Below are 12,186 nucleotides of genomic sequence, written 5' to 3'. Positions count from 1 at the left end.
GATGAAGCTCGCTATTCGATTTGTTGTGATAATCTTACTATGTCAGATCCTACAGGGGCAGCGAATTATAGGGAGTAGTTCCTCCTCGTCACACTACTTCGCAACCATTATAATTCCGAAAGAGCGGTTCACGGAGAAAGTGCTGGCCCGGTCAGCTCGTAAACTTCTCCGAGAAGCAAAATGCCCCATTGTTAATGTATTCTATGCCACTGACGAGAGGCAATTGCGTTATTTTTGGAATGCTAAGATTGTGAACGACGTGCCATATCTGTTATGGAAGAAGGAGTACGACGCGCGAATCAATGAGGACTGGAGGTTTGCTAGTCTTGTCGCCGTGCGTGGAGTTGGCCTGCTTTCGATCCGTATGGGCAACGGAAAGGTCCGCCGGATCGCATTCGGCAAGAGGAGCGAAGACGGACTACTGACGGAAAATGGAGCGGAGCGTATCCTAAGAATAAACGTGACCAGCGTCCCGTCGATGCGACAACAGAATATTAAGTTTTGGATTGAAACAGACCAGCCACTGAATGAGCTCACCGGAAAGCGACTGCTCTCGATGCTGGGCGAACTGCCTTTCGATCAGATATGGATCAAAGTGAGGAACAATCCGTGGTTCATCAACGACGCGGCGTTTCCAGTGTTTGACCCCTTCCAACCCGGTCTCCTCCCGCCAAGTCACCTTGAGTACTACAACTCCAAGACAATGGTCTGCCGCGTGCCATCGCCCCCGCCGGAATCGGCCCTATGCACAGTATATTCTTCGGAGGGCGGTGCGCCGCGAATGGGCACACCGGATAAGTAGTATTGACGTCGTCGCGACGCGATGGAGGACTTCGGGAACTGGGAGAGGGGGAAAGCCTAACCCGACTTCCGCAGTTCGGTGAATAAACACCTTTGTTTTCAACACCGATATGCGCTGGTCGTCACTACAATGTGTGTTTTTCCATTGAAGAAGGCAGGCTCAGTCCGAGCCTCTGGAGCAGGATTGCCTGATGCTCCGTCGGCCGACTGATGCAGCGTTTGCGAATCGTTACCCCGGTTCTGGTCGGCATCACCACGTCCACCATCGCGATGCCGGCCAGTTCCTCAAACACGCTCCGTGGTTCCTGGCCCAGCCCAGCTTGCCGACAGCGTTGGGCCATCGTCTTCCAAAGCACGTAAGCCAGGAAGCAAACCAGAATGTGCGCCTCCACCCGTGACCGCTTCTGATGCTACACCGGCCGCAGTTCCAGATCCGTCTTGTGGATCCGAAACGCGGCCTCAGCTTCTGTCAGCTGAATGTAAGCCCGCCACAGTTCTTCCGGACTCCAATCCATCACGTTGCTGCGCAGCAAATAACAGCCTTCGCTTCGCCGCGCCCACTCCCGCCACTCCTCATTCTTGGCCCACGCAAACCGCACGCGCCCACCTTCGCCTGCCTCCACGCTGACCTTGAACAACCCCGCCGCCCGCGTGTTCCGACCCAACAGTTGCCCGACCCGCCGTTCGATCGCACCCACCTTCTGCGGCCCCCTCTGGCATGCCGCCGCGATCTTCTGCAAGCCCTCCTCGATCCGCTTCTCGAATCGATCGTGCATGGCTCGCTCTTTCTCCGTCCGTTGCGCGCTGCGGCAGAGGATGAACACTTCCTTGCCCGCCGGAGCCGGGCACAGCCGGACCTCCAAGCCCGCATGCACCTGCTTCCACTCCTTGGCCAACAACTCCTGTTCGAACCGCTTCAGCATGCCCTTCGGTGTGCCGACAATGTAGCGGCGCCCACCCTTCTTCAGGAACTCGACATTGTCTTCACTCACCATGCCCCGGTCCATCACCCAGATCCGGTTCGCCTTGCCATATAGCGCCTCGATGTGTTCGACCACCTCCTCCACCGTTGTCACATCGGCCCGGTTGCCGGCAAAGATTTCGTAGCCCAGCGGCATACCGCAACGGCTCACCACCAAGGCAATGTTCACCTGCTTACAGTCCGGCCGGTGATCGCGTGAGTAGCCGCGTTGCGCCAGTTCGTTGCCTTCCGCTGCTCCTTCAAAGTAAGTACTGGTGACGTCATAAAGCAGCAGGTCGTAGTCGAGGTCGAACAACTCGCCCAGCCGCTGCTTCAGATGCTGTTCCAACGCTTTCTTGTGTGGCAACAGCCGGTCCAGGGCACGGTAGAGCCGATCATCGTTGACCTTGGCGGCTGGGACGCCCAGCAGATCGCTGAGCGCTGAGGATTCGTAGAACTGCTCGGCCAGGTGGAGTTCACTGGAAGGGTCGCAAAGACGGCCCAACACCAGCACCAAAGACATGACAGCCCAGGCAACATCCTCACGGCCGGAGGGTATCGTGCGTTGGAGAAAGTCGGTCAGCTCCAATTGGTGGCAGAGCTCCAGGCCCAACCAAACTCCGCCGAACTGCCGGCTCCGCTCCACCGCGACGCGACGCAGGTCGACCTCGACCCACTCCGGTTCCTGTCGCTCGAACAAGCCTTGCTGCCGGACACTTGGGGGATCCTCGGCCTGCTGATGAACCCCCAAGCGTCCCTTCTCATCCATTTGGCCGAGCCAGGCGACAACACGCTGACGCGGACCGCGCTCGGTGCGATAGGACTCTACCAGCGCCCAATAGGCGTGGCGCTTGCCATCCTTCTGCCGATAGCAGCGCCGCAGGTACATACGGCCATCCTACGGATAATCGCCGAGCTTTCAAGTGGGTTGGTCGTCACTACACGCGCCTCCGAATTGGTGTGTCGGCACTGGCCGCTGAAAACAAAACACCAACTCCTTGTCTCGGCCGGTTTCTGCTCTCGGATAGGGCAGAAATTAGTGCTTTCGGGCTTCAAACTGCGGAAGGGAGGCTAACACGGCCCACCGCCATGAATGACCGCAAGAGGGGGTCAGCCTGATGGACTGCCCCCCAAATCTGAGACACGGTCAAAGGGGACACAATGAATCGAACGGTGAACTCCTATGCCCCGACCGCTCAAATACTCGCCGGAGTTCCGGCGAGACGCTCTGGAACGAATGAAGGCCGGCACCAACGTGACGCAGTTGGCGCGGGATCTCGGCATTCGTCGCAAGTTCCTTTACCTTTGGAAAGACCAGGCCGAGCAACTGGCGGCCGATCTGAAGCGCTCCGGCAAGGCTGCACGTCCGGCAGAACCCGAGTCTCCCGCAGAACAGAAACTCCGTCGCAAGGTGGAGTCTTTGGAACTCCTGGTTGCACGGCAAGCGCAGGAACTGGATTTTTTCAGAGGTGCCTTGCAGCACATCGAGGAACGACGCCGGAAACGCGAGGCGATTTCCGAGGTGGAGTCTACGACCAAATCCGGGCAGTAGCTTCGCTGCAAGGCAAATTGACGGTGGAATGGATGTGTTGGCTGGCCCGGGTCAGCCGGGCCGGTTACTACCGGGCCTGGCAGGCCGCTGAGCCAGACAGCGAAGAAATGGAGCTTCGGGATCACATCCAGCGCATCGCCCTGGCGAATCGCTTTTACGGTTACCGGCGGGTAGCGCGCCAGTTGAAGGACGAAGGCCGGCTGGTCAATCGCAAGCGGGTCGCCCGTCTGATGAGGCTCGATAATCTGCTCGCGGTTCGGCGCAAGGCGTTTCGGCCGCCGACCACGGACAGCAAGCATGGACTGCACATCCACCTCAATCTGGCGGCTCGAATGAAAGTAACGGGCCCCAATCAGTTGTGGATAGCCGACATCACATACATCCGACTGAAAGGTGAATTCGTCTTTCTGGCCGTGGTGTTGGACGCCTGGTCAAGAAAAGTCATCGGCTGGAATCTGAGCCGTTCCTTGCAGTCCGAAATGGCGCTGAAGGCGCTATGTCAAGCCCTGGAGGCTCGTAAGCCGGCAGCCGGATTAGTCCACCATTCTGACCGCGGTATTCAGTACGCGACAGAAGACTACTACAAGGCGCTGAAGAAGCATGGAGTCGTGCCGAGCATGAGCCGAGCCCGCAACCCGTGGGACAACGCCACCTGTGAGAGCTTCATGAAAACGCTCAAGGCCGAGGAGGTGAATGGAAAAGCCTACCGCAATATGGAAGAATTGCAGGCTCAGATAGGGCCCTTTCTGAATGAGTATTACAACAAGCGGCGGCTGCACTCCTCTTTGGGATACAGTACTCCTGAGAAGTTCGAGGAACTCAACAGTTCGGCCGCACCGCTGGCGGCCGTGCTTGAGTTTTACAAGGCATGAGGGGATCTATCGATCCGAGCAGGCGAAGCCGAAGCACAACACTGGGGGCGGGAACCGCCTCCCGAAGGTCGGCCCCGCAGCCCAGAGAACAACGCGACGGGAGGATCACGTTGGCCCATCGTTCCGATGAGTCCCCGGCCGGTTATTCCTTGGTGGGGTGCTCTCCAGCAGAGCCCACCGCCGCTTCACCAGCCGGGATAAGCATGCCTGAGAATAGAAATGCTGGCAATGATTTGTCGGCGAACGGTAACCTGTCCCAAAACTCCGTGTCTCACGAACGGGGGGCGGTCCACTGACCCGTCCCAACCGAGTTTTGCTTGAGAATTCAGCAGGCCCATCTGCACTTTGTCATCAGAATGCCCCGGATTGCCCGATGCGTTGCGCCCGGCGCGGCCCACCACATCACTCAGCGCGGAACCGCGCGCCAACTTGTCTTCCGTACTCGGACCGATCGCCTGGTTTATCTGGATCTCCTGCGTGAGCAGGCGGGCTTTGCGGACGTCTCGGTTCTCGCTTACTGCTTAATGCCCAATCACATACACGTGATCGCGGTCCCTCCGGAAGAGGACTCCCTGGCCATCCTGCTGCGGCGGGTGTATGGTCGCTTCGCGCAGTATTTCAATGCCCGGCGCGCTCGCTGCGGGCATCTCTGGCAGAACCGCTTTTATTCCTGTCCGATGGGTCCTTCTCATCTTTGGACCGCCATCCGGTATGTCGAATCAAATCCTATGCGGGCAGGCCTGGCGGAGCAACCGGTCGACTACGAGTGGTCGAGCGCGGAGGCTCATTTCAGCGGCCACGACCGCCGCCGTCTCCTCGATATGGAGTTCTTCCGGCGGTCTGGAGGAGTCGAGAATTGGCGGCAGTTGTTTGGGATGCCGGAGCCGGAAGCGGAGTATCGCCGCCTTCGGCAGTCGACACACGCCGGCCAACCCCTTGGTGATGAGTCGTTTCGCGAGAGCGTTCGCTTTCAGCAGCAGGCGCGCAAAGCGCCAGGCGCCGAAGGGACCAGTCACCCTCACGAAGAGGCGCGGACCTTGGCCGCCTGTTGACCAGTGGCAATGAACCCTTCTGCTCATCCGCGCTCAGCCTCCAAGCCGTACGGCATCGGCATGAATCACGAGTGCAATAATGGCGTTGGGGCGAGTCAGGCCGTCCCCCTCCCATGTAAAGCCCGTAGGCTGGACCGATTACGACTACACCCAGTCGCCGACATACTTCTACGACAATGGCGTGAATGCGCAGGGGCGGCTGAGCACGGTGACGTTGGGCCCAGTTGTGGAAACATACGAATACTCGGTGGGCGGTCTGGTCACGAAGAAGAAAGTGGATTCCACAACAACGAACACCCGTGGGGCGAACTACTGGAGGTCGCGGCGCCAGGTCTGCCATTCGTGATCCGTGCCGGGCGACTCGTAGTAGACGTGCTGGATCTTGGCCTCCTCGAGGGAGGCGTGCAGTTTCTGGATGCCCTGCCGCATGCGCTCCGGCTCAGTGGTGCCGACGCCGAACCAGAGCAGGTGGACGCGTTTCGCAAAGGCGGCCGGGTCGGCCATGGCTCCATTGAACGCGGTCTTCGTGTCGAGTTTGTCGCTGCCCGCCGCGAAGGCATTGGCCGCTCCGCTGAAGCCGCCGATGTAGGTGAACAGGTCGAGGTGATTGAAGGTCACGTGGAAGGTCTGCATGCCGCCCATGGAGAGACCGGCCATGGCGCGATGCTCGCGCGTGGTCAGGGTGCGGAAGTTGGAATCGATGTACGGGATGAGCGCCTGGGTGACGTCGTCCTCGAACGCCGTCATCATGTCCTGCATCACCTTTCTCATCTCGGGGAGCCAAACCCTTTTCCGCGGAGATCGGGCACCGTCTGGCCGGCGCGGCGCGCGTAACCGTTCGCCATCACCACCAGCATCGGCTTTGCTTTGCGGGCGGCGATCAGGTTGTCGAGGATGAAATTGGCTCTGCCCTGCCGTGTCCAGCCGGACTCGTCCTCGCCGCCGCCGTGCTGGAGATAGAGCACCGGGTAGCGTTCCTTGATCTGCGCGTCATAGCCCGGGGGCGTGTAGACCAAAGCATGACGCCAGGTGCCGGTGACCTTGGAGTTGTACCAGATCTCGCGCACCTGCCCGTGCGGAACATCCTGTGGCAAGTAGTAGGTGGCTCCGGCCTCAGGCACTTCTACCGCGCTGGCCCACTTGCTGCCGCCAAAATACGCCGTGCTGCCGGGGTCACTGACTTCGGCGCCGTCGACGATGACCGTATAGTAGTGCAGGCCCGGAGCGAGCGGCGGCGTAGTGAAGGTCAGAAGCCATCCGCTTGTTTTCCATGTCGGCCTTGGGACCGCTCCAGAAGTTGACCCTGACTAAGCGGCCTCGATTACGCTCAGAGCCGCTATTACTCGTCGCAGTTTGGGCGGTTTGCCACGGCGGACCCTTATAGGGCGAGTGGGCGAGCCTCGAATCCTCAAAGCTGGAATCGCTATTCGTATGTGGAAAATGATCCAGTCAATTACTATGATCCCCTCGGCCTGTGGCGTTCGGTAGCGGAGATGAGGGGCGGGACCATTGGCGGACCCATCGGCGGAGACGAAGAGCCAAGTGGCGGAGGCGGTCAAGCCATCGGCGGCAGAGGCTTCCTTGCGATGATGATGCCTGATTTCCTGGAAGCATCATCAATTATCCTCAAAAAACCTCGTACCTACTTCTTAGTGGTGGAGGGGCTTGGGAGTAATCCGGCAGATTGTTATCATGTCCCAACGACGCCGGGCGGGGTCGTCACAAGGGAGATTACGTATCGCCTTAAATTTATGGAGGAAGGAATGCCCTCCCCGATGGGATACCCGGCGGTAATCTGGGAGCATGTTCGTGGAGATCTTCCCAATACTGGACCAGACTCACCATCTTCTTCGGCTCCAGGTCTATTTATAGACACGCACTCGGTTTTGGGTGGTAAGCCGAATCAGTATTCGACTCAATCTTTCACGGCGATGATTAATGGCGTATCAGTTGGAGTTCCTGTGATGGGCGCCTTTGGTGGTGATCGACAGGAATTGACCATCGAAAAACACCCCGGGTACGTTTCTATAAATGGCGACATTGGTGGGAAGATCGATTCCAGCGGCAAACTGATCCCGGGGACTTACACGCCATGCCCATAGGTCGCGACATTATCGCAGGGGTTGTGATTTTTGGGCAAATGGCCGCCTGTTCGCATCCCGCTCAGCTCCGCGATCAATGGCAGACATCAGAGAGGCAGCTATCATTCGAGAAGTGGCTGCAGCGTGCCTCTGCGGCTCCACTAATTGTCCTCGGCCGGGTGCTCTCGGTGGATAAGATTGGTCAGCCTCAGAGGTCACATGGCGATGCTCAAGTAAAAACCGAATTGACCAGAATCCGTATCGATGTTGAGCAAGAAATCAAAGGCGCGATCCCTGCGAATCCGATGGAGTTTTATTTGTTCGAGTTGAGTGAAGAAAGTGATGTCGGTGCAGGAGTGCCGGCCTATATTCCCGTCGCTGGTCAACGGAGGATCTATTTCCTGAGGGCCGAAGCTGGCATATATCGATCCGTTGGAGATGTAGCACGCTATAATTTGGAAGTGTGGAATGGGGCTCATGAGCCTGGTTTTTGCCGTGGAATGTCGCCGGGGCGTTGTGTTAGTGAATTGTTGCTAGTTCCTGTAGGGATAGCTGATGTCGAAGCCTTTGTAAGTGGTCTGTGGCCGTCCGCATACGCATCCGGTATATTGTCTTCTCCGGAAAATACCAAAGAGCTTCTCGATAAACTAAGGAAATATCCGGATGCGAGAATCGTAAAGGGGGCTTCCGAGACTCTTCAGATGCTAGAGCAGTGGTGGCCGAGCCTGAAGAAAGAGAACGTCCATAACGACAAGTAAGTTGCGGATGCGGGATCCAACTGAGCGGAACGGTGGAAGGGGACGTCCACCAGGCTCGACCCAGGCACCAGCAACGAAAAGGTGTCCAAGGTGGAATTCACTCGCGACGGATACTTGAATGCCACGGAAGAGCGCCAGTATGACTACGGGGATCTGACCACGCCGGCCCGGCGCGCCTGGAAGGTGATGGATACCACCATGGCGAGCCAGGGCATGTATGACCGCGTGCAGAGCGTCGGGGTGACGGCGGGAACGCAGACGGTGACTTCGGCCCAGTTTAAGTACGACGGCGCGGGCAGCGCGGATTGCGGCAGTTCCAGCGTGGCGTTGACCGATGCGACAGGTATCACCTTCCATGATTCAGCCTTTGGAACAACAAAGACGGATCGCGGCCTGCCGACCTGGGTTTCCCAGTTAGGCAAGCCCAATGTGTGCGTCAGTTACGACATCGCCGGCAACGTGATCCGGTCGCGAGAGCCGCTGACCTCGAAGGAGGTGGCGTTCTCACTGACGGCGGCTACGAAATATGCCCTTCCCGCGGTGACGACGCCTAACAACAACACGAATCTCGCCACCTCTTACCAGTGGAACCAGATGCTTGGGTTGACTCAGACGACCGGCGCGAACGGAGCGACGTCGTCGTTTACCTACGATTCCATCCAGCGGCCAGCGACGGCCACAAATGCGCACGGCGGGATTACCGAGTATAACTACTGGACCAACACAACCAGCTCGAGTTCCGCGGTTGGCATCACCTCCACGGACTTCGATGGATTCGGCAGAGTGGTCCAGACCCGACTTGGAGTCACTGGTTCGACTCTCTCGATCAAGGACACGCAATATGCGCCCTGTGCCTGCTCGCCCACCGGCAAACTGAAGCGAGTCTCTATGCCCTACGTGCCGGGTGTGACACCGAAGTACACGGAGTACACCTACGATGGACGCGGCAGAACGGTGACAGTGACCCTGCCTGATGGCGCGGGGGAGACCACTTACCTCTACGAAGGGAATACAGTGAAGGTGACGTCGCCGGTTCGGGATACGAATAAGCCGATCTGGAAGAAATACAGGATGGATGCCTTTGGCAACCTGGTGCACGTGACCGAACCGAATCCGGCCTATATCCCGGGAGGTAGCGAGCCGCAGGAGGTGGAAACCGACTATACCTACAATCTTTTCAATCAACTCCGGACCGTGACGATGACGCGCGGGGCGACGACGCAGACTCGCACGTTTAACTACAATTCGCTGTTCCAGTTGACGAGCGTGATTCAGCCGGAAACAGGCACAACTACCTACACCTACGGGGCGGATGGCCAAGTGGCAACGAAGACGGACGCCACAGGTGTCGTGACGATGTACGGGCGAGACGGCTATGGCCGGCTGGTGGGCGTGTATGTGAAGCCAGTCGGATGGACGAATTATGACTACACCCAGTCGCCGACCTACTTCTACGACAATGGTGTAAATGCGCAGGGGCGGCTGAGCACGGTGACGTTGGGTCCAGTGGTGGAAACGTACGAATACTCGGTGGGCGGTCTCATCACGAAGAAGAAAGTGGAATTCCAGAACAACGACACACCGTTGGAGGCGAACTACACGTATGACACCGAGGGGCGCATGGCGTCCATGAAGTATCCAGATGTCTACAACCTCAATGGGACAGTAGCAGAGACGGGACGGACCCTGACCTATTTCTACGACCCAATGGGAGTGTCGGCCTTACGCGACTCTACATATCCGATTGCGCCCGGCAGTCGGGCCGGTGCGCTGCGAAATGCGGCTGCGCAGATTACCCAGATGGTGGTGTACAAGCCGGATGGGACCTCCGACACTGAGTCGTTCACCTACAACGGTCTGGGACAGTTGACGCAGGCGTCAGGGCGCGGATCGAACATCGAGTATCGATACTCGGCGACCGCCAACGACGGGCGGATCACCTCGCGGAAAGACAACGTGAGTGGCGAAGAGGTCTCCTATCAATACGATCAGTTGGGGCGTTTGATCGCGGCTTCGACGACGGGACCGGAGTGGGGCCTCGAGTGGGTCTATGATGGCTTTGGCAATCGCCTGCAGCAGAACAGGACGAAGGGCACGGGGCCGTCGGCCGTATTCACTGTCGACCCGGCGACGAACCGGATGACCGGAACAGGCATGACCTACGACGCCAACGGAAACATGACGGGCTTCGGGACCGGTTCGGGCACGGCGACCTACGACCTCTTCAACCGGATGGCGACCGTGACGACGGGCAACGGAGCCGAGGGGTACATGTACTCGGCAGCGAATCAGCGGATTCAGATCACGCGCCCGACGGGAACGGTGGAGACGTTCTTTTACGGCCTCGGAGGAGAGTTGCTGGGCGTGTACCAGCGAGGCACGAAGGCGAACGGGCACAAGTACTTCTCGTCGGCGTCGATCCGGGTTTGGTTCTCTGGCCGGTTGATCGGCAGCGGAGCAAACTCCATGGTGACCGACAGACTCGGGAGTGTGGTGAAAAGCGGGACTGAGTCCTTGAGCTACTACCCCTATGGGGAACAGCAGTCGGGGAACGCCAGCGCTGACCGCGAGAAGTTTGCGACATATACCCGGGACGGGGTTAGTAGCCTCGATTACGCTCAGAATCGATATTACTCACCGCAGTTTGGGCGGTTCACAACGGCGGATCCATATCAGGGAATCAGAATGGGGGAGAATCCTCAAAGTTGGAATATGTATGCGTATGTGGCGAATGACCCGGTGAATTATCTAGATCCACGGGGATTGAATATGAGAGCTCCCGGAGGGCCTTGTCCCGCCGAGTACCAGAGTTGCGACCCATTTGAATGTGACCCGATGTTTGAGTATTGCCCCGGGGGAGGGACACCCGGATACGAGCCGTCACCGGCTCCTGCTGAGGAGCCGGATCCTCCATACAGTGCGTTCGCCGCCACCCAGCGCGCGCGTGCTGATCTCGGGAAGAAGGACTGCTTCGAATTGCTCGGTTTTAGTAGTGCTGATGCGGCACAGAAATGGTTCGACAGGTTGAAATTCAACTACCTCCACCTGGGGAATATAGTCGTCAATAACGGAGTTCCCGCTGACAAGCCAGCTGCGGCGAATACAAAGGGCTTCGGCACGATTAATATCAACCTCGACTACAATAACTGGGATGATTTCTCGCATCTAACAACCAGTACGGGTCGTCCATATAACTTTCTCGGATATATGAACAGGGCTTTGCTTACTCGCTTGAGCTCCTCTCAGCTTGGTGAAATGATCATTATTCACGAACTCCGTCATCAAGTGACAATAGAAAAAACAAGCGACGCTGAGACTAGAAAAGCAAACTTGGAGATTGTCCACAAATGCCTTTATTGAGCACGCTTGTCTATTTCGACAAAATGCCTTGCACCTGGGTGGCTCGAGGTGTGTTTCTCTATGTAGCTCTGGTTGGGATCGCAGGAGGTCAGTCCTTTGGTCAATCCTTTTGCGCGTTTGAAGTGACCGTTCGCTCCTCACTGCACAGGCCAATGGCGGGCGTTGGCGTCGGTTTTATTGGTGAGCATCGGACTACACTTTATGAGAGTATTAGTGATAAATACGGAGTTGTTCGCTTTTGCGATGGACCGTTAATGCCAATCGACATAGTAGTTGGCAATGATATTTGTGGCTCCGTACTGCTTAGAAATATAAAAGCACGATGGCCTAATAGCGCTCGCATGTCGGTAGTATATGACGACCGAGCATGTGACCACTTGGCCCTGTCGGCCGACATCGTTGCTTTGCTGAGAGTGCAGGATGAAGAAGGCCGTCCTATTTCTGGGGCACAGTTTGCCGACGCTGCAAAAAGGCCGGGGACATCCGTGAGCGATGAGTATGGGCGCGTCTTTCGCGTTTGCAGAAGAGGAGAGTTGCTGCAAGGCACGATACAGAAGAGAGGATGGCTTGCTGCGAAGATTTCGCATGTATGCGGCGATGATGTGGAAATTCGCACTGTTCTCCGTCTCGAGCGGACAACTCCACGATCATCGAAAAAACAGGAAAACCCATGATAAAAGAAAGGAATGGGGACATCCATGATAAGTAGTTGTCAAGGGAAAACCACTCTCCAGAAACTTGGAGGGTGG

General features: G+C 57.5%; 10 protein-coding genes and 2 pseudogenes. 9 read left to right on the top strand and 3 right to left on the bottom strand.

Features of this window, described 5'->3' with window-relative positions; translation table 11 throughout:
• Position 1 precedes the first annotated feature (1 nt).
• Entirely contained in the window at positions 2–802 is an 801-nt protein-coding gene (locus tag IRI77_RS08800; RefSeq protein ID WP_194451697.1) for a hypothetical protein, read from the top strand.
• 124 nt (positions 803–926) lie between these two features.
• Here the strand turns inward: IRI77_RS08800 and IRI77_RS08790 are convergent.
• Positions 927–2,651, bottom strand: a pseudogene (locus IRI77_RS08790) (IS1634 family transposase).
• A 294-nt stretch (positions 2,652–2,945) separates the two neighbouring features.
• Here IRI77_RS08790 and IRI77_RS08785 point away from each other — a divergent pair.
• The 4 genes from IRI77_RS08785 to IRI77_RS08770 all read left to right on the top strand — a co-directional run bounded on the left by IRI77_RS08785 (position 2,946) and on the right by IRI77_RS08770 (position 5,584).
• Positions 2,946–3,314, top strand: a complete 369-nt coding sequence (locus IRI77_RS08785; protein ID WP_194451694.1) for a transposase — start codon at positions 2,946–2,948, stop codon at positions 3,312–3,314.
• A gap of 23 nt (positions 3,315–3,337) precedes the next feature.
• Entirely contained in the window at positions 3,338–4,186 is an 849-nt protein-coding gene (locus IRI77_RS08780; RefSeq protein ID WP_267239392.1) for an IS3 family transposase, read from the top strand.
• 356 nt (positions 4,187–4,542) lie between these two features.
• On the top strand, positions 4,543–5,238 hold the full coding sequence (locus IRI77_RS08775; RefSeq protein ID WP_228486818.1) for a transposase: 696 nt from the start codon (positions 4,543–4,545) through the stop codon (positions 5,236–5,238).
• Positions 5,239–5,317: 79 nt separating this feature from the next.
• Positions 5,318–5,584 carry a hypothetical protein gene (locus IRI77_RS08770; RefSeq protein ID WP_194451691.1) on the top strand — a complete coding sequence of 89 codons (267 nt, stop codon included), beginning with the start codon at positions 5,318–5,320 and terminating at the stop codon, positions 5,582–5,584.
• On the opposite strand, the gene IRI77_RS38325 is transcribed toward IRI77_RS08770, so the two are convergent.
• Together IRI77_RS38325 and IRI77_RS38320 are read right to left on the bottom strand one after the other, a co-directional pair.
• Positions 5,548–6,009, bottom strand: a complete 462-nt coding sequence (locus IRI77_RS38325; RefSeq protein ID WP_194451690.1) for an alpha/beta hydrolase — start codon at positions 6,007–6,009, stop codon at positions 5,548–5,550. The two genes, IRI77_RS08770 and IRI77_RS38325, sit on opposite strands and share 37 nt — an antisense overlap.
• Positions 6,006–6,359, bottom strand: coding sequence for an alpha/beta hydrolase (locus tag IRI77_RS38320; RefSeq protein WP_194451689.1), 354 nt, complete (start codon positions 6,357–6,359; stop codon positions 6,006–6,008). Before IRI77_RS38320 ends, IRI77_RS38325 begins: the two co-directional genes overlap by 4 nt.
• Positions 6,360–6,560: 201 nt before the next feature.
• Here IRI77_RS38320 and IRI77_RS08755 point away from each other — a divergent pair.
• From IRI77_RS08755 to IRI77_RS08740, 4 genes and pseudogenes are all read left to right on the top strand, one after another.
• Positions 6,561–7,340: pseudogene (locus tag IRI77_RS08755) on the top strand (RHS repeat-associated core domain-containing protein); the annotation flags it as partial.
• On the top strand, positions 7,331–8,077 hold the full coding sequence (locus IRI77_RS08750) for a hypothetical protein (protein ID WP_194451688.1): 747 nt from the start codon (positions 7,331–7,333) through the stop codon (positions 8,075–8,077). The pseudogene IRI77_RS08755 and the gene IRI77_RS08750, both read left to right, overlap by 10 nt.
• A gap of 90 nt (positions 8,078–8,167) precedes the next feature.
• Positions 8,168–11,437: an RHS repeat-associated core domain-containing protein gene (locus IRI77_RS08745; protein ID WP_194451687.1), complete on the top strand. Its 3,270-nt coding sequence runs from the start codon at positions 8,168–8,170 to the stop codon at positions 11,435–11,437.
• Positions 11,425–12,111 carry a hypothetical protein gene (locus IRI77_RS08740; RefSeq protein ID WP_194451686.1) on the top strand — a complete coding sequence of 229 codons (687 nt, stop codon included), beginning with the start codon at positions 11,425–11,427 and terminating at the stop codon, positions 12,109–12,111. The genes IRI77_RS08745 and IRI77_RS08740 overlap by 13 nt, the downstream gene beginning before the upstream one ends.
• Positions 12,112–12,186 lie beyond the last annotated feature (75 nt).

This window comes from Paludibaculum fermentans (assembly GCF_015277775.1).
Classification (GTDB): domain Bacteria; phylum Acidobacteriota; class Terriglobia; order Bryobacterales; family Bryobacteraceae; genus Paludibaculum; species Paludibaculum fermentans.
This window is presented reverse-complemented; position numbering and strand designations above follow the sequence as displayed.